18 protein-coding genes are annotated in these 22,627 nt (G+C 58.7%); 12 read left to right on the top strand and 6 right to left on the bottom strand.

What is annotated here, in order from left to right; all coding sequences use genetic code 11:
* Window positions 1–8 precede the first annotated feature (8 nt).
* Window positions 9–1,067 carry an A/G-specific adenine glycosylase gene (gene mutY, locus KP699_RS01115; RefSeq protein ID WP_374196851.1) on the bottom strand — a complete coding sequence of 353 codons (1,059 nt, stop codon included), beginning with the start codon at window positions 1,065–1,067 and terminating at the stop codon, window positions 9–11.
* 10 nt (window positions 1,068–1,077) lie between these two features.
* Here mutY and KP699_RS01110 point away from each other — a divergent pair, with 10 nt between their 5' ends.
* Entirely contained in the window at window positions 1,078–1,599 is a 522-nt protein-coding gene (locus KP699_RS01110; RefSeq protein ID WP_215761360.1) for a DUF721 domain-containing protein, read from the top strand.
* A 43-nt stretch (window positions 1,600–1,642) separates the two neighbouring features.
* On the opposite strand, the gene KP699_RS01105 is transcribed toward KP699_RS01110, so the two are convergent.
* Window positions 1,643–3,157, bottom strand: a complete 1,515-nt coding sequence (locus tag KP699_RS01105; RefSeq protein WP_237388868.1) for a carbohydrate porin — start codon at window positions 3,155–3,157, stop codon at window positions 1,643–1,645.
* 1,261 nt (window positions 3,158–4,418) lie between these two features.
* Here KP699_RS01105 and KP699_RS01100 point away from each other — a divergent pair.
* The 6 genes from KP699_RS01100 to holA all read left to right on the top strand — a co-directional run bounded on the left by KP699_RS01100 (window position 4,419) and on the right by holA (window position 13,371).
* Entirely contained in the window at window positions 4,419–6,860 is a 2,442-nt protein-coding gene (locus KP699_RS01100; RefSeq protein ID WP_215761359.1) for a membrane-bound PQQ-dependent dehydrogenase, glucose/quinate/shikimate family, read from the top strand.
* A 188-nt stretch (window positions 6,861–7,048) separates the two neighbouring features.
* Window positions 7,049–8,191 carry a lytic transglycosylase domain-containing protein gene (locus KP699_RS01095; RefSeq protein ID WP_252346716.1) on the top strand — a complete coding sequence of 381 codons (1,143 nt, stop codon included), beginning with the start codon at window positions 7,049–7,051 and terminating at the stop codon, window positions 8,189–8,191.
* Window positions 8,192–8,354: 163 nt separating this feature from the next.
* A complete protein-coding gene (locus tag KP699_RS01090; RefSeq protein WP_025825970.1) occupies window positions 8,355–8,894 on the top strand; it encodes a DUF3576 domain-containing protein in 540 nt (179 codons plus the stop codon).
* 77 nt (window positions 8,895–8,971) lie between these two features.
* The gene (gene leuS / locus KP699_RS01085; protein ID WP_215761358.1) at window positions 8,972–11,632 is read left to right on the top strand and encodes a leucine--tRNA ligase; all 2,661 of its coding nucleotides are present in this window, start codon (window positions 8,972–8,974) and stop codon (window positions 11,630–11,632) included.
* Window positions 11,632–12,330, top strand: a complete 699-nt coding sequence (locus KP699_RS01080) for an LPS assembly lipoprotein LptE (protein WP_215761357.1) — start codon at window positions 11,632–11,634, stop codon at window positions 12,328–12,330. The genes leuS and KP699_RS01080 overlap by 1 nt, the downstream gene beginning before the upstream one ends.
* A gap of 27 nt (window positions 12,331–12,357) precedes the next feature.
* Window positions 12,358–13,371 carry a DNA polymerase III subunit delta gene (gene holA, locus KP699_RS01075; protein WP_215761356.1) on the top strand — a complete coding sequence of 338 codons (1,014 nt, stop codon included), beginning with the start codon at window positions 12,358–12,360 and terminating at the stop codon, window positions 13,369–13,371.
* Between the two features lie 410 nt (window positions 13,372–13,781).
* On the opposite strand, the gene KP699_RS01070 is transcribed toward holA, so the two are convergent.
* Entirely contained in the window at window positions 13,782–14,342 is a 561-nt protein-coding gene (locus KP699_RS01070) for a hypothetical protein (RefSeq protein WP_215761355.1), read from the bottom strand.
* Between the two features lie 26 nt (window positions 14,343–14,368).
* Complete coding sequence (locus KP699_RS16590; RefSeq protein WP_256442264.1) at window positions 14,369–14,494, bottom strand: hypothetical protein; 126 nt, start codon at window positions 14,492–14,494, stop codon at window positions 14,369–14,371.
* 219 nt (window positions 14,495–14,713) lie between these two features.
* On the opposite strand from KP699_RS16590, the gene KP699_RS01065 reads away from it, so the two are divergent.
* Window positions 14,714–15,934 carry a cation:proton antiporter gene (locus KP699_RS01065; protein WP_212374792.1) on the top strand — a complete coding sequence of 407 codons (1,221 nt, stop codon included), beginning with the start codon at window positions 14,714–14,716 and terminating at the stop codon, window positions 15,932–15,934.
* Window positions 15,935–16,027: 93 nt separating this feature from the next.
* Here the strand turns inward: KP699_RS01065 and KP699_RS01060 are convergent, their stop codons facing one another.
* Together KP699_RS01060 and KP699_RS01055 are read right to left on the bottom strand one after the other, a co-directional pair.
* Window positions 16,028–16,429, bottom strand: a complete 402-nt coding sequence (locus KP699_RS01060) for a helix-turn-helix transcriptional regulator (protein ID WP_077930703.1) — start codon at window positions 16,427–16,429, stop codon at window positions 16,028–16,030.
* Window positions 16,430–16,446: 17 nt separating this feature from the next.
* Window positions 16,447–17,106: a peroxiredoxin gene (locus KP699_RS01055; protein WP_215761354.1), complete on the bottom strand. Its 660-nt coding sequence runs from the start codon at window positions 17,104–17,106 to the stop codon at window positions 16,447–16,449.
* Between the two features lie 108 nt (window positions 17,107–17,214).
* On the opposite strand from KP699_RS01055, the gene KP699_RS01050 reads away from it, so the two are divergent.
* The 4 genes from KP699_RS01050 to cydC all read left to right on the top strand — a co-directional run bounded on the left by KP699_RS01050 (window position 17,215) and on the right by cydC (window position 22,582).
* A complete protein-coding gene (locus tag KP699_RS01050) occupies window positions 17,215–18,141 on the top strand; it encodes an MBL fold metallo-hydrolase (RefSeq protein WP_215761353.1) in 927 nt (308 codons plus the stop codon).
* A 53-nt stretch (window positions 18,142–18,194) separates the two neighbouring features.
* On the top strand, window positions 18,195–18,977 hold the full coding sequence (locus KP699_RS01045) for a sulfite exporter TauE/SafE family protein (RefSeq protein ID WP_025825961.1): 783 nt from the start codon (window positions 18,195–18,197) through the stop codon (window positions 18,975–18,977).
* 219 nt (window positions 18,978–19,196) lie between these two features.
* Window positions 19,197–20,894: a thiol reductant ABC exporter subunit CydD gene (cydD, locus tag KP699_RS01040; RefSeq protein ID WP_215761352.1), complete on the top strand. Its 1,698-nt coding sequence runs from the start codon at window positions 19,197–19,199 to the stop codon at window positions 20,892–20,894.
* Window positions 20,891–22,582, top strand: a complete 1,692-nt coding sequence (gene cydC, locus KP699_RS01035; protein ID WP_308164729.1) for a thiol reductant ABC exporter subunit CydC — start codon at window positions 20,891–20,893, stop codon at window positions 22,580–22,582. Before cydD ends, cydC begins: the two co-directional genes overlap by 4 nt.
* Window positions 22,583–22,627: the final 45 nt, after the last annotated feature.

The following is a 22,627-nucleotide window of genomic DNA, read 5'->3' as shown; positions in this document are numbered from 1 at the left end:
GAAACCTCTTACAGAGCTTTAAGCCCCAGTTTTATGCACTTGAGCATGACAGAGGGCAATGAAAGCCCCGCCACACGCCCTGCCGGCGCGAGAAAGCCGGTCTGCGCGACGTGATTGGAAAAATGCTGCACACGCGAAGCGTAAACAGTAACCTCAAGCGTAAAATGCGTAAAAACATGCCGGACCACACCACAGGCCTGCCAGGATGCCGTGCAGGGAGCCTGCGCCAGAGCCCCGGCCTCTGACCAGCGTTCCGAACGCCAGTCCGTGCCGGGGAGTTCCGTCATAGCTGCCAGCAGTCCTGTCTCCGGTCTTTTACGCAACAGAATCTGCTCCGCCGCATCCATCACCAGAAAATGCGCGCCATACCGCACAGGCCGCGCGACTTTAGGGGCCTTGCGCGGCAGGGTGGCGGCAATCCCGGCTTTTTGCGCGGCACAGCTCTCCCGCCAGGGGCACAGACCACAGGCGGGAGAGCGCGGCGAACATAAAGACGCCCCCAGATCAAACAACGCCTGCGCAAAATCGGAAGGGCGCGCCTGTGCCGCCTTGTCCGTGTTCAGCCCTTCCGCCAGAGCCGCCAGTGTTTTTCTGGCGGCCGGAAGCGGTTCTTCCACCGCAAACAGGCGGGCCGTAATGCGCTCCACATTGCCGTCCACCGGCACCACAGGCACCCCAAACGCAATGGCCGCAACCGCCGCCGCCGTATAAGCCCCCACCCCCGGCAAAGCACGCAGACCGGCAACATCCTTCGGGAAGCCGCCAAGGGCCACCACCTGCTGCGCGCAGGCATGCAGGTTTCTGGCGCGTGAGTAGTAGCCCAGCCCCGCCCATGCGGAGAGGACTTCATCCCGGTCCGCCGCGGCCAGCGCCTGCACGGTGGGGAATTTCTCCAGAAAACGATGGTAATAAGGACCGACAGCCTTGACGGTTGTCTGCTGAAGCATGATCTCGCTCAGCCAGACAGAGTAAGGGTCGGCATGCTGGCCTGCCTCGGCACGCCATGGCAGAGTGCGCCGATGTCTGTCATACCAGTCAAGCAGGGATTGGGCGGATGGCTTTTTCACGGAGTGAGTTATGACGAAGGAGAGTCCCTCCGGCAAGACAACAGGGCGCAAAACTGCCACCCCCAGAAAAGCAGAGACCCCGCCGGAACCCCCGCGCCGGGCCATGACGGCCCGCAGTCTGGCCGCCCTCCTGCCCAACGTCACCGCTCCGGCTTTTAAAAAACGCTCCCCCGCAGGCGTGCAGCTTTTTACGGACTGGGGGGATATTGTGGGGCCTGCCCATGCGGCAGTGACAACCCCGCGTAAACTTTCAGCAGGCACACTGAGCATTGCCTGCGCCGGACCTGTGGCCATGGAGCTTCAGCATCTGAGCGATGCGCTGATCGCCCGGATCAACACATGGTGCGGGCAGGCGCTTGTGGCACGTCTGCGGTTTGTGCAGGACCCGGCTGCCGGGCAGCGCATCACGGCACGCCGGAAGCCCAGAGCCGCCCTGCGCCCCTGCCCTCTGCCCGACATGGAAGACAGCCCTCTTAAAGAGGCTCTGGAATCTCTGGGCGCGCATATCGTTCAGGACAAGCACAGACGCTAAAAAACCTGTATATTTCAGAAATTTCCCACTCAGACAGACACAGTCAGAGGTTGGCAATGACTTTCAGCCCGACCAGAGCGGCATCTGGCCTGCGGGAGGTCTCGCCGGGGCGGATCATATACTGGAATTCAGGCTGCACCAGCACGCCGGGCACAGCATCAATCGCGTAATATGCCTCAATCACATGGGAATCCGTCTGCGGAGCCAGCACCTGTGCGCCCAGAGAAAGACCGGCGTCCTGCGCGTACATCTGCCCAAGCTCTTTACGATGGCTGACGTGATACCAGGAATATAAAATCCCCAGACGGTCCGTCACACGGGAGGGAATAACCCCGTTGAAGGAAAGGCCTCCATAGGCTTCATCCGAAATGGAGGAAACATGAGGCGTGTTATGGATATATCCCGCCATAAGGTAACCACCCGCCATCTGGTTTCGGCCCCCTTTACGGTAAATCATCTGGTCGCCCTCAAACCAGAACATATCCATCGGCGCGCTGTGCAGACGGCCGGTGGCAATGACCTTGTTGGCAGGCGCCGCGCCCAGAACATCCGGATACCGTGATGTATCATGCGCATATCCAAAAACATAATGCCCCGGCAGGCGGTTTCGCGTCAGGAAGGGTTGCCATGTAAATTCTATGGGTAGCATCAAGCCTGTCGTATTCTCACTCCCCCACGCCCAGCCACTGGGATTGGTGGAGAGAGGGCTGACCTGATACGCCCCCACCTGCAACAATGTATCCCGCGTGGGCCGAAAGCGCAGACGGCTGCCCCATGTTGCCTTGGGGTAAACGGCAAAACCCGGATCAACCTTGAGCGCTACGGGGGCGGAGCATGTTACCATAAAAGAACAGATCAGCGGCGATGTGGCAAAAACATGCGTCAGGGACATCCGGCCAAACGTGACATCCATGCGGTTTTGCATGAATTTCTTTTCCGCATAAAAATCAACAAGATGCGCCACAACATGTCCGGAAAGTCCATAGACTTCCATCAGGTTTACGTAATACTCGCCCACACGGTCATGAGAGACTTCACGCCCTGCGCGATTCATGAGCAGGGTGTGAATGGACCATCCGTTCAGGCCTGCCAGTTTCCCCAGATCAAAGTTCATCTGCAGGGTCAGCTCATGCACATAATCCATGCCGCGCTGCATGCCGCCATGAATATTGGCCATCGCCTCGCCTTTGTACGCAAAGGAAAAAACGAAACCTTTTTTCTGAAGTCTTTCTCTGAACGGCATGATTTGCGGAACCAGATGGCCGCTACCTGCCGTGGGCACGTAATAGGGATCATCCATATCCGTCCGGCGCTGCGCATCCAGCTCTGAGGGCAGGAGCCATGACAGCCCTTCTTTTCCCGTCAGATCATCCAGCTCCATTTTATGGAATGTTTTCGCGCTCTGGTATTCATCCACACTGGGCACGTCCATGGTGGCCAGACCGGGCCATGGCGCTACCGGAACACCACTTGCCGGGAGGGGCGAGTTTTTAGGCCGCACAAGCACTCCCGCTTCTGGCAAAGAGGGATCATCCTGCTGCTGCGGCTTTCCGGAAATAACATTCACATAAACAGGTTTTTTATCCGGCGCTGAGGATACAACGGGTTCATCCGCATAGGCCGCCCCAAAACACAGAGTGGTTATCAGGCTCCCTGCAACGGTGGCGTACCCCAAAGCAGCGGACGATTTAGACACAGAAAATCTGTTGAAGCGTTTACGATACATCATCTGACCACGAAAAAGTTTCAGAACTCCGGCCAGAAAGTGCCCGGTTAAAGTCATAGAACGGTGAAGGCACGACAAGAAAAGCATCCCGGGTTGAACGCTTTCAGAATCAGGTCATACCTGCAAAAATTCAGCAAAAATCTTAAACAGACTCCAAAATCAGGAGACTGCCTGCCCGTCCTCTTCTGTTACACACAGAAGAAGACGATCCACGACGCTATATTTTTCAAAAAATCTGAAAATAATAAGATTAAAAATATGAACTACTTTAAAAACAGGAAAATATTTCCAATAAATCAACTTTTTACTGCAATCGTCATACCATCATTCGCGCTAAGGCAGAGATGATGCCGATCAGAAAATCTGAACGCACGTCTCCCACGCCTTAAAAAAGCAAAACTATAATATTTTATAAGCAACAATCTCGTTCTTTTCCTTTAAACTCCCCTTAACTGCCAAACCGATAGGGCCGCTGCGTTGCAGCTTGTCATACCGATCTTAAGGCGCTGAAAACCCCTCCATTGTCCAATATATGAAAGAAGTGTTATACATACTTATTCCATATAGGTCGGTTGCCGAACTGATGCTTAAATTGTGTGGTTTTCATAAATAAAACCTATATTAATCAGAAACTTATAATTATATATCCCATTAAATGAACCCCACAGCCTGAGATGCGTTTCACGCCAGATTATGGGCGCTCTCACCGGAACGTTACCATTAAAAGCCGCCCGATAAGGCTGTTTTCACCCCCCTGACGGAGCCAGAACGGCTTCTCCTGATCTGGCAGCCTGCCCCTTCCGGAAGGCTCGGCCATTTCAAAAACAGACGCGCTCACGTCGGCTCCTTACGAAGTCTCGGAAACTTTTATAAAAAATCAGACTTTTTATGAGATTTTGCTTCACGATCTCCTTGACAGGCCGGACTATATTGGACACAGAGCAAGTTCCGCTCCTCTGGAAACACTGATAAAGACCCTCACAGGCCGTGCCTACGGGAAAACTCTCTTATCAGACACCAGCGTATCAGGATTTAGTCGTAACCCCGGCCCGACACCTTGCTGTCAGGACGATTTCAATACTGGAGTGATAGCATGGGTGGCGCTCAACCCGCAGATCACCATTCTCCGCTCGGTGGCGTCTATCGCGCCATCTTTTCCATCATCAGCCTTGCTGTCGGTCTGGCTCTTGCATATGGCGGCCTGAAGCTGCTGATGCTGGGTGGCTCGGCCTATTACCTTCTGGCCGGACTTGCCTACTGTGCGCTGGCTGTTCTGGTTTTTCTGAAGCATCGCGCAACGCTGCTGGCGGCTGTGGCTGTTTTTGCCGCCACGTTTGTCTGGGCCCTGTATGACACGCCGGAAATTGGCTACTGGGCTCTTCTGCCGCGTCTGGTTGTCCCGGCCATTCTGTTCACGCTGAATGTGTGGGCCGTTGCAACCTTTCCTGCAACGCCTGCCTCCATCCGCCGTGGCAGCGTCTATGGTGGCCTCGGGATTGTGGGCTGTCTGCTGGTCACGCTGGTTGAAGCCTTCTTCCCTCACGGGCAGATCAGCAACCCCAACGCGGCCCCCGCACCGCAGCAGGTTGCACAGGCGGGCAAACCGGATGCACCGGATGACTGGGAATTTTTCGGGCGGAATGCTCAGGGTACGCGCTATGCGCCCTATACCCAGATTACGCCTGATAATGTCAGCAAGCTGAAAGTCGCCTGGGTTTACCACACAGGCAGACGGACACATGGGCCCGGCGCCGGGGTGGATGAAAACACCCCGCAGCAGATTGGCAATGTGCTCTATTCCTGCACACCGGAAAACCTGATTACGGCCTTGGAAGCGGATACCGGGAAAGAAATCTGGAAGTTTGACCCCAAGGCCCATACGGCTGAGCACGTGTCCTGCCGTGGTGTTGGCTATTACGATGCCACGAAAGACGCGAGCCTGACCGCTGAGGATAAAGCCGCGGACGACGCTGCTCCGATGTGCCACCAGCGTATTCTGGTCTCAACTGTGGATGCCCGCTTCATCGCGCTGGATGCGCATACGGGTGCCCTGTGCTCCGGTTTTGGTGAAAACGGCTCTGTTGACCTCAAAAAACAGATGGGTCCGGTTGAAGGGGGCAAACGCTACCACCCCACCTCCATTCCGGTTGTGATGGGCCATGTTGCCGTTATTGGTGGCTGGGTGCGTGATATTGTCCACGGTGAACCCTCCGGCGTTGTGCGCGCCTATGATGTGCGGACCGGCGCTCTGGCCTGGGCATGGGATGTGGGTGACCCGGAAAACACCAATGCACCGCAGGACGGACAGACCTACACGCTGGAAACCCCCAATGTGTGGACCATCCCGACCTATGATAAAGACCTGAACCTCGTCTACCTGCCTACCGGCAACGGCCCGCCTGACTACTGGGGCGGAGACCGCAACGCGGTTAAGGAAAAATTCGGTGCCGCTATTGTTGCGGTAGAAGCAACAACCGGTAAAACCAAATGGGTTTTCCAGACGGTGCATCATGACGTGTGGGATTATGACCTGCCGTCCCAGCCTGTGCTGTATGACGTAACCAACGCACAGGGCGAAAAAGTCCCGGCCCTGATCCAGACCACCAAGACCGGCCATATCTTTATTCTCGACCGTCGCACCGGCCAGCCGGTGACTGAGGTTCAGGAACGCAAAGTGGCTACAACACCAGCGGCGCAGGGTGAACACCTCTCCCCCACCCAGCCCTTCTCCGTCGGGATGCCCACCATTGGCGCGGACCCGCTGACGGAAAGCTCCATGTGGGGTGTCAGCACGTTTGACCAGCTTTATTGCCGCATCATGTTCAAAGATTCGGTTTATGAAGGCCCGTTCACACCGCCGGGTGAAAAACCCTACATTGAATGGCCCAGCCTGCTGGGCGGCATGAACTGGGGCGGCATCTCTATTGATGAAGCCCGTGGCATCATGTTTGTGAACGACATGCGCATGCCCCTGCGTATGACGCTGGTCAACCTTGAAGAAGCCAAGAAGTATAAAGTCTCCACCGACGAAGTACCGGGCTTTATGGGCACCATCCGTCCGCAGGTTGCCGGACCGTATGCCGGTGTGCGCATTGATATCCTGCAATCTCCGCTACAGGTGCCGTGCAATACGCCTCCGTTTGGCACCATGAGCGCCATTGATCTGCACACCAAAAAGATGCTGTGGCAGGTTCCGATGGGCACAACGCAGGATCTGGGTCCGATGGGCATTAAAACCCACCTGCCGGTGCCCATGGGCATGCCGACTCTGGGTGGCCCGACCTCCACCGCATCCGGACTGGTCTTCTTTGCCGGAACGCAGGACTATTATCTGCGCGCGCTGGATTCCGGCACGGGTAAGGAAGTGTGGCGTGAACGCCTGCCGGTTGGCGCTGTTGCCGCACCGCTCATTTTCCGCTCCCCCAAAACGGGTAAGGAATATGTGGTGATCTCTGCCGGTGGCATGAGCCATTCCCCGGATGTGGGCGACTATATTATTGCCTACACCCTGCCGGATGATGCCGCTGCCAAATAAGCGGCGGACAGTCTGGTTTCGGAACACAGGAAAATCCCCACTTCGGTGGGGATTTTTTTTGGCGCCAGAACGCCCGGCAAATTCCCCAAGGCACGTTGCCCAACACCTCCAGCCCTGCATTCTTTCCTGCACGGCAATGCGCCTGCCTTCTGAGGTTGTGATTGCATCCGGCTTTCAGGAGAGGCACCATGGCCGCCATGGTTCGGACTTCTCTTATTCCCGGAACAGCCCAGGCGAGGAAACGCACGCTCTGTTCGCTGTTTCTTGGCGGGCTGGCAGCTCTTTCTGCCTGTGCCGGGCCAACACGCTCCACATACCGCGCACCCGGTCCCGCAGTGGACGCATGGGGGCCGTATATTCAGGAAGCCTCTACCCGCTTTTCCATCCCGCAGGCCTGGATTCGGGCCATCATGCAGCAGGAATCGGGCGGGCATCAGTATCTGCACGGCAGGCTGACGCGCTCTGTGCATGGGGCCGTGGGCCTCATGCAGATCAAGCCGGACACGTACCGGGAACTGGCCAGACGCTACCATCTGGGGTCCGATCCGTATAACCCGCATGACAACATCATTGCGGGCAGTGGCTATATCCGGGAACTGTATGACCGCTTTGGCTCTCCGGACTTTGTGGCCGCCTATAATTGCGGCCCGCAATGCGCAGAAAACCACCGTAGCCGGGGCGCAAGCCTGCCTTCCTACGCCCGGACCTATCTGGCGGCGGTCAAACCACACCTGAATGACCCGGTTCCGGCCATAACCACCCCGACCGAGATGGCGTATGCCACAGCCCCGACACAGACCGTGTCCCGGCAGGTGCTAACGCCCGCCACCCCGCCGGCCTATCGGGTTGTGGCAACCTCCCCGCCAGCCGCTGTGGCTGTTGCCAGTGCGGCCGGAACCGGCACAGCACCGCCTCTTGAGTCTGATGAGGTTGCCCCTCCTGCCCCGTATGCGTCGGATGGTGATATTGTCGTCTCTCCCGCAACAGGAACAGAGGCCGCAGGGCAGGCCTTAACTGCTCCGCCCGTGACACCTGCCTCCTATAGCGCCCCGGCAGCCGCCACCGTCTGGCAACAGGATACGGGAGGGAACGCCATGATTCAGATCGGAGCGTTCTCCACGCAGGAGCGCGCGGTGCAGGCCGCCGCACTGGCCAGACACTCCTCCAGCGGGCTGGCCAGTGCTGTAAACCGGATTGAGCTGATCCCTGCATCCAATGGACGCCAGATCTGGCGGACACGGCTGGCGGGGCTGTCCAGCACCCAGACAGGCTCCATCTGCTCGCAGCTTCGTCAGCAGGGGTTGTCCTGTATTCTGGTTGTTGATCAGTAAACGGCGCCGTATCCGCGCAGAGCGCAAGCAGACGCTTGGCGGGATTGCCCCGACAGGATATGAAGAGAGCCAAGACCCATGACCATGAACCGGACCTGACCCTGCGCGTCGGGCAGGCCGGGGAACATCGGCGCCCCACCGCCGAAGGAGCCGTATCGACATTATGCCACGTCGTCCCATGCCCTGCCCTCCCGCTTCCGGTTCTGCCTCCAGCGGCTCACGGCCTGCTTTCTGGCTGGCCGGCGTTGCCCTTTCCGGCCTCCTCCTGCTGCCGGGCTGCTCCAGTGGCCCCCGCAGCAGCAATGATCTGACCGCCCCGCGCAACCATCTTCTGCATGAAGACCGGGGCGCCTCCGGGGGTGAGGATGTGCTGAAAGGCGGCGTGAACGCCTATCTGTGGCGCGCCACGCTGGATACTCTGTCCTTCATGCCCGTCGCCACGGCGGATGCGGAAGGCGGGATTATCCTGACGGACTGGTACACCCCGCCCGCAGCCCACGGCGAACGCTTTAAAATGACCGCGTTCATTCTGGACCGCCGCCTGCGCTCCGATGCGCTGCGCCTGACCGTGTTCCGTCAGGTTCAGCAGGGGAATGAGTGGGTGGATACCCCGCCCGCTGGCAATACGGCGTCTGACATTGCAGCCCGTATCCTCTCCCGCGCGCGCAAGCTGCGTGCGGATAACGGCAACCGGGACGACTGACGTCCCGGCTTTGTGCCGCCCCGGCCCCCCGTGGGCCGGTTTCCCCTGATTTTGAAAAATTCACCCGCGCGAGTTCCATGACACAGCCTGCCAACACGTCCACCGCCCCGGCGCAGCCCTCCACAGGGGCGTCCTTCGATTTTCAGACCGTTGAGCCCCGGTGGCAGAAAGCGTGGAACGAGGCCGGAGTGTTTACCGTGCCGGACGTCCCCCCGGCGGATAAACCCAAATACTACGTGCTGGAAATGTTCCCCTACCCTTCCGGCCAGCTCCATATGGGCCATGTGCGCAACTACGCGCTGGGGGATGTTGTCGCCCGGTATAAGCGCGCCCGTGGCTACGCCGTGCTGCACCCGATGGGGTGGGACGCCTTCGGCCTGCCCGCGGAAAACGCAGCGCGGGAACGCGGCGTGCACCCGCAGGACTGGACGCTGAAAAACATTGCCGCCATGCGCGCCACCCTCCAGCGCCTCGGCTTCTCCCTCAACTGGGACCGTGAAATTGCGACCTGCCTGCCGGACTATTACGGCAAACAGCAGAAGCTGTTTCTGGACTTCCTTGAAGCTGGTCTGGTGGAACGCCGGGAAAGCTGGGTCAACTGGGACCCGATTGACGAGACCGTGCTGGCTAATGAGCAGGTTGTGGATGGTCGTGGCTGGCGCTCCGGCGCGCTGATTGAAAAAAAGAAACTCTCACAGTGGTTTCTGAAAATCACTGATTTTGCAGAAGACCTTCTGGATGGCCTGAAAACACTGGACCGCTGGCCGGACCGTGTGCGCGTCATGCAGGAACGCTGGATTGGCCGCTCGGAAGGGGCGCACATCACTTTCTCCCTGCATCAGCCGCCCCATGACCTGAACAATCAGGCGCTGGACAGCAATCTGAACGCGGTCGAGGTCTTCACCACGCGCCCGGATACGCTGTTTGGCATGTCCTTTCTGGCCATTGCTCCGGACCATCCGCTGGCGGCTTTTGTGGCCCGCAGCAACCCGGAGGCCGCCGAGTTCATTGCGGAATGTCGCCGCCTTGGCACCTCGGTCGAGGCTGTCGAAACGGCTGAAAAGCGTGGTTTTGACACCGGCCTGCGCGTCAACCATCCTTTCATGGACAAGAGCTTTCCGATCTGGATCGCCAATTTTGTGCTAATGGATTACGGCACCGGCGCACTGTTCGGCTGCCCGTCTGGTGACCAGCGCGATCTGGACTTCGCGCACAAATATAATCTGCCTGTCACGCCGGTTGTTCTGCCGCAGGGTAAGAATCAGGCCGACTTCGCCATTACCAAAAATGCCTTTACGGGCGATGGCACGATGATCAACTCCGGCTTTCTGGACGGTCTGACCACGGAAGACGCCCGGAAAGAAGCCATTTCCCGGCTTGAAGAGCTGGGCGTTGGCAAAGGCGTCACCAACTGGCGTCTGCGCGACTGGGGTGTGTCCCGCCAGCGCTACTGGGGCTGCCCCATCCCGGTGATCCATTGTGACCATTGCGGCCCGGTTGCGGTGCCGGATGCCCAGCTACCGGTCAAGCTGCCGGAAGATGTCACGTTCGATAAACCCGGCAACCCGCTGGACCACCACCCGACATGGAAACATGTGGACTGCCCCAAATGTGGCAAGCCTGCGGTGCGTGAAACCGACACGTTTGACACGTTTGTTGACAGTTCCTGGTATTTTGCGCGCTTCACCGCCCCGCATGCCGAAACACCGACGGTACGCAGCGCTGCCGATGGCTGGCTGGCAGTAGACCAGTATATTGGCGGGATTGAGCACGCCATTCTGCACCTGCTCTATGCGCGCTTCTTTACCCGCGCCATGCGCAAGACCGGCCATCTGGACCTGAGCGAACCGTTTGCGGGGCTGTTCACACAAGGCATGGTCAGCCATGAAAGCTACAAGGACACCGCCGGAAACTGGCTGTATCCGGAAGAGGTGGACCTGCGGCCGGAAGGCGCTGTCAAGCGTGACACCGGAGAAGCCGTGACGGTTGGCCGCGTGGAAAAAATGTCCAAGTCCAAGCGCAACACAGTCTCTCCGGAAGCCATTATCGAACGGTTTGGCTCGGATACGGCCCGCTGGTTTGTTCTGTCTGACAGCCCTCCGGAACGCGATATGGAATGGACGGAGGCAGGTGTGTCCGGTGCGGCCCGCTTTGCCCAGCGCCTGTTCCGTCTGGTGCGCACTGTGGCGGAAACCGTGCCCGTTCAGGACACCTGTCCGGCAGAGATCGCCCCGCAGGCGGATGCGCTGCGCCGCGCCACCCACCGCACCATTGCCGCCGTGACGGAAGCTCTGGAAACCTTCACTATCAACGTGGCGGTGGCCCGTATCCATGAGCTGACATCGGCTCTGGCGGATGCGGAGAAAACACCGGATCTGGCCGGTATGGCGTTTGCCCGCCGGGAGGCCGCCCGCGCCCTGTGCCAGCTCTGCGCCCCCATGATGCCGCATCTGGCGGAAGAAATGTTCGCGCTGCTGGAACCGGGCAAGACCATGGTCGTGGACCTTCCCTGGCCGGACGCCAAACCTGACCTGCTGGCCGCCACGCAGGTGACGCTGGCTGTGCAGATTATGGGCAAACTGCGTGGCAAGATTGACGCTGCACCGGATGAAGACAGCGCCACCGTTATTGCCCGTGCGGAAGCCGAACCCAACGTGGCGCGGCTGCTGGAAGGCAAGCGGATTGTCAAACGCATCCATGTGCCTAATCGTATCGTCAATTTTGTAACGGCAGGCTGATGTCCAGATCCCGCTTCACGCAAACTCTGTTCAGTGGTTCTCTGGCAGTTCTGCTGCTGGGGGTTCCTCTTGCGCTGGGCGGGTGCGGCTTTCAGCCACTCTATGGTGAGCGCGAGGATGCGCCGCAGATCAACGCGGAACTCAAGCGCGTCTACGTCGCCAATATTCCTGAACGTATGGGCCAGCAGGTCCGTCTGGCGCTGCAGCAGAACATGGCGGGAGACGGGCCGGAAGATCCGGAAGGCTATAAACTGGTTGTCCAGCCTTCCATCAGCTATGAATCTCTGGATATCCACTCGGACAACACCTCCGGCCGCGTGCGGATGAACGGGCACGCCCACTGGACGCTGTATACCGTTGAACAATATCCAAGGATGCTGGCGCAGGGGGATGCCTCAGCGCTGGATGGCTATACCTCCACCTACGAACAGTATTTTGCCCAGACCCTGAATAACGAGACCACGACAGGCCGCGTTGCCAAAACGCTGGCGGATCAGGTCACGCAGCAGGTGGCAACGTGGTTCCGCACACAGGCCACTCCGGCGCAAAAACGCACGCAGGGTCCCAAGGCCTTCTACCCCATGCCCAATGCCATTCCGAATTCTGAAAAGGATGCGCCAATGGAGCAGGAAGGGGATGATGCCATCCCGGATATGGCCACAGGCCGTGGGGCCCCAAGCCAGACCGGTGGCCTGTAACGGCGGCCACAGGCAGGGTGCCGCGCCATGAAGATTGATGCCCGCAGCCTGCCCCGTGTAACCCGGGACCCCGGTGCCTGGCGGATTATCCTGCTGCATGGTGAGGATACGGGGCTGATCCGGGAGCGGGCGCAGGATGCTGTCAGGCAGATTGCCGGGTCTGTGGATGATCCGTTCCGCGTCGCCGTTCTGGATAAGGAAACGCATGACCGGCTGGAAGAGGAAGCAACAGCCTTTTCCCTGATGGGCGGACGCCGGGCCGTGCGGGTACGCGATGCCGGAGATACCCTGCTCAAAGCCGTGACGCATGTGCTGGAGCAGAAGACCGATACCCTGGTGGTGCTGGAAGCACCCGGCCTGCCCTCCCGCTCCAAACTGCGCGCCCTGCTGGAAAAACGGGAAGACTGCGCCAGTGTTGGCTGCTACCCGGAGGAAGGCCGCACACTGGAAGCGACCATCACCCAGATGCTGGCCAGCCACACCGTACGGATTGACCCGGATGCACTCCACTGGCTGACAGGCCGGCTGGGGGCTGACCGGAGCGCAGCCCGCAGCGAGGTAGAAAAGCTGGCCCTGTATGCGGGTGACAGCGGCACACTTTCTCTGGAGGATGTGCACGCCTGCATTGGGGATGCGGGGAGTGTCTCTGTGGAAGATGCAGCTTTTGCCGCGACGGAAGGCCGCAGGACAGAGGCTGATCTGGCTATTGAACGCGCACTGGCGGAAGGCATCAGCCCGATTGCCATAGCCCGCACCTTTCTCTCCCACCTGCACCGCCTGCGGCGGGTACGGGCGGCCATGGCGGACGGGGCAAGCCGGAGCGATGCCATCAAAGGCCTGAGACCCCCGGTCTTTTTTAAGCGCACCAACAGTTTTAACCGCGCGGTGGATCTGTGGCCGCTGGCCGCCCTGACCAAAGCGGTGCAGGAAACACAGGCGCTGGAGTTGTCCTGTAAACAGACCGGCGCGCCGGATGCCCTGTTGTGCAAACGCTATGTGGCCGGACTTGCGGCCCGCGCGGTGCTGGCCGCCCGGCGCTAGAGGCTCTTCCCCTTGCTCCGGCCGGGGGCTTTCAGTATAGATAGAGGGGTGTGTCCGCGTAGCTCAGCAGGATAGAGCACAGGATTCCTAAGGTAATTGGGCGCCATGACGGGAAACTTCATGGTGTATCCGCTCAAATTCGGGGAACGCTCTGGCAAGCTTTTGCCGTGCCGATCCCGAGCCAAGCCGTGCTCTGGCAACAGAGCCGGAAGGTGTAGAGACTGGACGGGCGGTGCCTACGGGCCGGAAACGGCTTACGGCAAAGGGACAGTCCAGACCACGAACACCCGGTCCCTTTTAAAGGAACAAAGCCGGGGGGCGGTGAAAACCGAAGTGGGATGAATCCTGGGGCCATGGGTTCGAATCCCGTCGCGGACACCATTCACTTATTTCAGCCGTACCATGTTATGTCAGTCTTTGAGAGTTGTCGCAGGCAGTTCTTCGCCTGAGGACTCCTCTGCCTGCTCTCTCTCCTGAATAGACTGATCCGCTTCGTGCGTCAGGCGCTGTATTTCTTCTTTACTCTCACCAGAAGAGGCAAGTTTTTCTCTGTACTCATAAAATCTCTTAATCAGATCATCTTTTACAAACCAGAGCATGTTGAACAGAATTTTTTCCGGCAGAAACAACCGGATGGAAGACGGCACCAGTTTGAGCACCCACCGATAAACCGCTTCCATTTTTTCACGGTCATTCAGCACTTCACTGGCCGCAGCAACAGCGACCATTAAAACCGCCTTATCAATATAGGGTCTGTATTTTTTCAGGATCCGTCTGGAAAGCTCAGCTTTGGGCCGGTATGTCTCCACCACCTTTCTGCGGAGCGCTCCTGCTTTCTGGCCAGCCGCTTTTGCTCCGGCTTTCAGCTTACCCAGTTTTGTGGGTTTCTCCTCCGCCAGCAACAGAGGTGTTTCATACGTCAGAAGAGCCTCTGGCGTTCCACTGGTTTTTTCAGCATTTTTGTCTGGCACAACAGATTAACCCTGTACAGCACGTCTCAAAAATTGGTCACACTCTGGATAAGACTGGCGTGAGAGGCAGGATAGCAGTGCAGTCTGTCTGTTTCCAATCCTTCCCGGTCCACGCCCGCCATCACTCCCTGCATGGCTTTTACACCAGTCATGCGCTGCCAGTCTTCACACTATTCAGCAATAAAAGTCAGACCCTTAAATAAAATTCAGTATCGGAACGATATCTTAAAGAAATTAATTACAGAACTAAAATCCTTCTCAGCATTAACACTCACAAACCGAAAATTATTAACTTTTTTCAATATTGTTTCACTTTCTGCGCCTTCTCATATAATAAAGATGAAAATGAAGAAGAAAGGCAGGATCAGCGTATGCCGAAAATTTTAGCACTTTTTGCTGATGTGATCATATTTGTTCTGGTGCCATGGGGGTTCTGGCGCCTGATTAATAAAACTATTCCTATTGCCGTAATCCCGATTCTTGTCGGTATCCTTTTAGCCGTCACGCATGCCCCTGTGCAGAACCTCGGCATCCCCTCTCTGTATGGCACCTCCATAGGCTGGGTGGCTGTGCTCATCCTTGCCTTCACGGCCGGGCTGGAAATGTGGCAGACCCCCGGAAAAGAGCAGGATGATCCTCTGCCCACGCCCTCGCTGGGTCGCTTGCTGGGCGGCGCGCTGGTAGCACTTGCGGGTCCGTTCCTGATCGGCTCCGTACTGGTATATTATTTCTTCCTGCCCCTGCGTGGCTGGACACCGCCACATACAACCCCGCTTATTGGCGCAATGTCGGTCGGGCTGTGCATGGCCGTCAGCGCCCTGCCGGTGCTGATTGGCGTTGTGCGTGAGCTGTCACCCGGCCACCGGCCCATCGGCCATCTGGCCCTCAAACTGGCCGTCGTGGATGATGCCGCCCTGTGGATCGGCCTCGCCGCGCTGCAATTTGTCGCGAAAGGCTCTGCGAGCCTGAAGGGCTGGACCGGGCTTGAATTTGTCGCCATTGCCCTGCTGGCCGGGCTGGCGCTTGCGGGGAGCTGGGCCACCCGTAACCTCAAACACCCTCCGCTCTGGGTTATCTGGCTGGCTGTCCCCATTTATCTGGCGGCAGGGTCATGGGCCAGTATGCAGCTTGGCCTGCATGAGCTGATCGGGGCGTATTTTGCCGGGGCTATCATGCCGCCAAGCTGGGTGCGCCGCCTGCCGGTGGAACAGGTTGGCACCTTCTCACTCATCTGGCTTGCGCCCATGTTCTTCGGCCATAGCGGCCTGCATATTGATGGAGACGCCCTGACGTGGCCATCCGTCATTGCCTCCCTGATGCTCGTTGTTCTCTCGGTTATCACCAAGATTGGCGCGGTCTTTCTGTTCCCGCCCGCCGCAGGCCTTAACAGCAGGCTCCGGCTGAGTATCGGGGCGCTGTTACAGTGCAAGGGCCTGATGGAAATTGTGGCCGCCACCATTCTGCATCAGCAGGGAATGATTTCCGAATTTGCCTTTGCATCCCTGATGGTGCTGGCGGTGATTTCTACGGTGCTGACTGGCCCGCTCTTCCGGCTGGTTGCCCCGAAAGCACCCGAGGCCACCACACGCTGAGGCCATTCAGTGAGGAGGAGCACATCCTGCATTCCGGGGTGTGCCCCTTTTTTTCGGACACTTGCGTCCGGAGTAATTTCTAAAAGTGTAAATTCAACCAGAGGTTGCAGAAAGACCGGGACGGATAAACGCAAACTGCGCGCCCCCTTCCTCTGGCGGTTTTATCCGGGCAGGCGGCGTGCCGCGCCGTTCAGAAACTTCCTGCAACAGCGGCAACGCCATACGGTCTTCCCGCAGCAGGGCAATCAAGGCCCGCGCCCGCAGCACTTCATCATCATTAGCCAGACTGTAGTAAATAGTGCGGGACTCCCGGCGCGGCACAATAATGGCGGCACGCCGCAAGGTGCCCAGTTGCTGGCTGAGGGTCGGCTGACCAATACCGGTCCGGCTTTCCAGTTCGCTCACAGCCAGAGCGCCGCCCAGTAACGCATCCAGAATCATCAGGCGCTGCGGTTGTGCAAACAGCTTCAGCCGCTCCACAAGCTGCTTCGCCATATCGAACGAAAGCCCACTCACGCCTTTGCGTCCTTCTGGAGCGCCATGAACCACGCAGGCCCGGCCTCAGCCACCGCATCCTGCGTCTGGGCTGCGGGGCTTACAACATCATCCCCCGGCATCCAGCCTTCCGGCGTCAGCACATCGCCTTCCGCCACGCGTTGCAGGGCCGCCAGCAAACGCATCAGTTCCATCACGGAACGCCCGACTGTCATGGGGTACCATGTAATGGCCCGCACAATACCGTCCGGATCAATGACATAGACAGCCCGGACCGTCGCACTGCTCTGAGCTGTAACATCCAGCATGCCATAGGCCCGGCCAATAACCATCGACGGGTCTTCCACCACCGGGAACGGAACCACTACGCCAAACTGCGCCCGGATGGCATCCACCCACGCCAGATGCGAGGGCAGACTATCAATAGACAGCCCGACCAGCGCGCAGTTCATGGCCCGGAACTGCGGTTCCGCCCTGGCAAAAGCAATAAACTCACTGGTACAGACCGGCGTAAAATCTGCCGGATGGGAGAACAGGATCACCCAGTGCCCGCGCAGATTGCTTAAAGTCAGGTCCCCCTGTGTGGTCCGCGCCACAAAATCCGGGGCCGCATCACCAATCTTGAGAGGTGCAGGAGCCTGAAAAAGAGGACATGCTTCAAACGTAGGATCGCTCATGCTGCGTTACTTACGCGGATTACTATCCTTGACGCAAGATGGTTTCGTATTTAATGAAAATGAAGATACAGGTTTAAATTAAATTAGAAACTAACAAGGACGCTCCTCATGACGGATGCCCCTATTGCCGCTGCCACAGCCCAGATTCTGCACGCTGAGCACACACCCGGACAGAAGCCCATCGTCAAAACGTTTTTTGATGAAGCAACTTTTACCGCAAGCCATGTGGTGCATGACCCGGAAACCAAAGCCGCCGCAGTGGTGGACAGCGTTCTGGATTATGACGCCGCGTCCGGTCGCACCCGGTATGACTCCACGCAGAAGATTGTCGATTACGTGCGCGCAGAGGGGCTGAAGGTTGAATGGCAACTGGAAACCCATGCGCATGCCGACCATCTTTCCGCAGCCCCGTGGTTACAGGAGCAGGTAGGCGGTAAGCTGGGCATCGGCGCCGATATTGTGCGGGTTCAGGAAGTTTTTGGAAAAATCTTCAACGCAGGCACCCGCTTTGCACGGGATGGCTCCCAGTTTGACCACCTCTTTCATGACGGGGACCAGTTTCAGATTGGCTCCCTGAAGGCTACAGTCCTGCATGTTCCCGGTCACACCCCGGCTGACATGGCGTTTGTTATCGGAGATGCCGCCTTTATTGGTGACACATTGTTCATGCCCGATTACGGCACCGCCCGTGCGGATTTCCCCGGCGGGGACGCCCGGATGCTGTTCCACTCCATCCGCCGCCTGCTCACGCTGCCGGACCAGACGCGCCTCTTCCTCTGCCATGACTACAAGGCACCGGGCCGCACGGAGTTTGCGTGGGAAACAACAGTCGGCGCGGAACGGGCCTATAATATCCATGTGCATGACGGTGTGCCGGAAGAAGACTTTGTGACCATGCGTACCAAACGCGACTCCACACTCTCCCTGCCCAACCTCATCATGCCCTCCGTGCAGATCAATATACGGGGCGGTCATATGCCGGAGCCGGAAGAAAACGGCGTCAGCTACATCAAAATCCCCATCAACACGCTCTGAACCCCGCACGAGCACACACCCCGTTCTTTCCGACCTGAGGCACACAGCAGACAATGTCAGATCCCCTCCTACAGACCGGGCTGGAAATTTTTTCCGGCTCGCTGGTCGGCTTTACGCTCGGGCTTATCGGAGGCGGGGGGTCCATTCTGGCAGTGCCGCTCATGGTGTATCTGGTGGGTGTTGCCAACCCGCATGTCGCCATTGGTACCAGCGCACTGGCGGTTGCCATCAACGCGCTGGTCGGGCTGGCGCAACATGCCCGCGCCCATACCGTCAAATGGCGCTGCGCCGCCATTTTTGCCTCCTGCGGTGTGCTGGGCGCTTTTATCGGCGCGGCTCTCGGTAAAGCTGTTGATGGTAAAAAACTGCTTCTGTGCTTTGCCATTCTCATGATTGGCGTCGGGATTCTCATGCTACGGGGCCGCAGGAATGAAGGCTGCCCCGGCGCAAGCTGTAACCGGGATAACGCCGCAAAAGTGGCCGGGTATGGCGCGGGCACAGGGCTGCTTTCCGGCTTTTTCGGGATTGGCGGCGGCTTTCTGATCGTACCTGGCCTGATTGCCTCCACCGGCATGCCTATTCTGAACGCCGTCGGCACCTCGCTGGTCGCCGTCTCCGCCTTCGGGCTCAGCACCGCCGCCAGTTACATGATCTCCGGCTATGTAGACTGGTCTCTGGCCGGACTGTTCATTCTGGGTGGCGCGCTGGGCAGCCTGCTCGGGACTCGGGTGGCCCGTTCCATGGCGCAATCCAAAGGCGCGCTGACCATTTTTTTCGCCTGCGTGATTTTCTGCGTGGCGACTTACATGATCTGGCAATGCCTGTCCGGCCGATAACGGCGGATACTTAACCCAATAAATTAAATATCGTCTTCCTGCTGAAGACTGGGACGGGGCCTTAACGGCCCTGTTTTTGTTTTTTCGCGCCAGCCCTGCACTGAGCGCGCACCGCCGTACCCTTGACGGAAAATAGTTTCGTAAATATTCTAATATTGCTTTCATTAACTATGAAAGTGTATTTCTTCATGACGCTCTTCCGCAGGCAGGCACCCTTTCATGCACGCTCACTCTTCCAACAACGACTGGCAGACCGCCGGCATGGCCCGGCGGGCCAAAGGCTGGCTGGCTGGCAGCGTGATGCTGGGCGGTATGGCGGCGGTCCTGTTTGTGCTCCACCTCACGCTGCTGGCGGGCCTGATTGATGCTCTGACCTTCCACGGCGCGTCCTTTGCTACAGAGCAGCACACGCTCCTCCTGCTCATCGCCTCCCTGAGCGGCAGTCTGATTCTGCAAGGACTGGCGGACAGAGCCGGGCTTGAAGCAGGATTACGGATTGCAGCACAGGTGCGGCAGGACGCCCTGCGCCATCTGTTCCGGGCAGGGCCTGTCGGGGCTACGACGCTCCCCGCTGGCCGTATTCTCACCACCCTGACGGAAGGAGTGGATGCGCTGGAACCCTATTTTGCCCAGTATATTCCCCGCGCAGCCATGATGGTCGTGCTGCCGGTGCTCATTCTTGGCGTGGTGTTCCATCTGGATGGCTGGAGTTTTGTAATTCTGGCCTGCACAGGGCCGCTGATCCCGGTTTTTATGGCGCTGGTCGGGTACAGCGCCCAGAGCATCATGGACCGGCAATGGATGCAGCTTGTTGTGCTCGGCTCCAGCTTTCTGGATTCCCTGCGCGGCCTGCCCACTCTTCGCCTGCTGGGGCAGACGCAGGCCAGCATCGCCCGGATGGCAGCCGCCACGGAAGCACACCGGGCCAGCACCCTGTCTGTCATGAAAGTTGCTTTCCTGACGTCTGCCGTTCTGGAATTTTTCTCAAGCCTGTCCATCGCCCTCGTTGCTGTAGTGTTCGGGGCCAGACTGCTCTCCGGCACGGCGGACTTCCGCTCAGCCTTTCTCGTTCTGCTGCTGGCACCGGAATATTTCATGCCACTCCGGGCTTTTTCCGCCAGCTATCATGCCCGCCAGAACGCAACAGCCGCCGCAACCCGACTGGCTGATGTGTTTGCTCTGCCGGAAATGGACATAACCAACAGAGCAGACCAACAGAACACCGGCACCACCCGCCGCATAAAGCAGATTGTCTGTTCCGGCCTGAGTGCAAAGTATGATGGCACACCCCCGGCGTTGCAGGATCTCTCCTGCACGTTAAGCCGTGGCACGCTCACCGTCATAACCGGAGAAAGTGGCGCGGGAAAAACAACCTTCCTGCGTCTTGTTCTCGGCTTTTTACAGCCGACGTCCGGTGATATCCGCGTATATGACGCAACAGGCGCGTCTGTTGCGGGCTGGCAAAACCATATTGCCTGGGTTCCTCAGCGTCCAGTTATGGCACTGGGCAGCATTGCGGACACCCTGCGCCTTGCAAAACCAGACGCAACAGAGGCCGAGCTACGTGCTGCGGCGCAGCAGGCCGATGCTCTGGATTTTATTCTGGCTCTGCCTGAGGGTTTTGAAACATCTGTAGGGGAAAGAGGCGCTTGCCTCTCCGGCGGCCAGATCAAACGGCTGGCTCTGGCCCGCGCCCTGCTGCGCAATCCGGACATTCTGTGTCTGGATGAGCCCACATCCGATCTGGACCCGGAAAGCGCCTTGCGCGTGGCACAGGCCATCCGTCGTTGCGCCGCAGACCGGATTGTTCTTGTTGCCACCCATCATGCCGCCATGACGGCACTGGCTGACCAGCGCCTGCATCTCAGCCAGAGGCAGGGAGATAGTCTCTTTACAGATCAGAGGGCCTGCGCATGACCATGCTGACCTTCTCAGGCCTTTTCACACGTGCTCTGCGTGGGCCTGTCCTGCTGGGTCTGGCGCTGGCCTGTGTGGCTGCTCTGGCCAATTTCGGGCTGCTGTTCCTGTCGGGCTGGCTTCTGGCCGGGGCTGCCTGCGCGGGAGCCGCGGGGCTGGCTGCACAGCAGGCCTTCAACATGATGTTGCCTGCAACAGGTGTGCGCTTCTTTGCGACACTCCGGATTATCACACGCTATCTCGAACGGCTGGTCACGCATGATGCCAGCCTGCGCCTGACAGGCCGCCTGCGGGTCTGGACCTATACAAAGCTCGCACCGCAGGCTCCTGCCGGACTGACCGACAAACGAGGGGGCGATCTGCTCTCCCGCTTTGTGTCGGATACAGATCGCGTCGGCCAGTCCTATACAGACACATTTATTCCTTTTGCGCGGGCGCTCCTGTGCGGTCTGGTTTTTTCTTTCATTTTCGGCATTTTTCTCAAAGAGGCAGGTTATGTTCTGGCTCTGGGTATGCTGGTTTGCTGCCTGCCTGTGCCTGTAAGCGTTGGTCTGTTATCTGCCCCCCGCCTGCGTACGCTCGCAATAGAACGCAGCGCGTTTCAGGCCGATCTGGCAGACACGCTGACGGGGTTAGGGGAATATCTGACGTTAGGGGCCAGCGAGTCCCGCCTTCTGACACTGGAGACACAGCAGAAAAGCCTCCAGCGGACAGAACGCTCTCTTGCCACACTGGAAAGTGGTGCGCGCGGCCTGATCACGCTTATCGGCTTGCTCACCACACTCTGCGTCGTTTTTCTGGCTATGCAGGCATTCCATCAGAACATCCTCTCCGCACCGGAAATCCCGATGCTCGCACTGGGGTGTCTGGCAGCTTTTGATGTCGCCCAACCCTTACCTGCCGCCTGTCAGGCTTACACCCGCGCCCAGATAGCTGCGGAACGCCTGCAGGCCGCATGTCAGGCACCGCCGTGTGTGCCTGCTCCCGTCACGCCGCCCCCTGCGCTGCATGCGCCGCTGGATCTGATTCTGCATGATGTCTCCTTCCAGTATCCGGATAGCCCGAACCCGGTTCTGCATCATGCCAGCCTGCACATCCGGCAGGGAGAACGCGTAGCGCTTATCGGCGCTTCCGGGGTTGGAAAAAGCAGCCTGATCAGCCTCCTGAGCCGGTTTTACCCGTATCAGGAGGGGGATATTACGCTCGGCGGGCAGGACCTTCGAGCGTTCTCCACAGAAGATCTCGCAAAAACCATAAGTGTTGCACAGCAAGACTTCCATCTGTTCAACGGCACCATTCGGGACACACTTCTGCTGGCAGACCCGATGGCTGATGATGCACGCCTCCATGACGCCCTGCGCATTGTGCAACTGGACGGCTTCGTGCAGCACGCCCCTAACGGGCTGGACACACTGATCGGGGATGAAGGGCTTGCCCTTTCCGGCGGGCAGGCCAGACGGCTTGTGCTGGCGCAGGCGCTACTGCGCAACACCCCCTGGCTCATTCTGGACGAACCCACTGAAGGGCTGGACCAGAAAACCGAATACAGCCTGATGCAGAGCCTTATTTCCGCAAGGCCAGATGCCACTCTTCTGTGCATCACACATCGGCGTAGCCTGATCCCGTTTATGGACCGGACACTCACGCTGGCAGGCGGTCAGATCTGCCCGGCGGAGGAGGTGCCATGAGACGATAATCCTGAAAATCCCCCGCTTAAGAGTGCCTATGATAAA

Origin of the sequence: Acetobacter sp. P1H12_c, from assembly GCF_018811975.1 — a bacterium.
Classification (GTDB): Bacteria; Pseudomonadota; Alphaproteobacteria; order Acetobacterales; family Acetobacteraceae; genus Acetobacter; species Acetobacter persici.
This window is presented reverse-complemented; position numbering and strand designations above follow the sequence as displayed.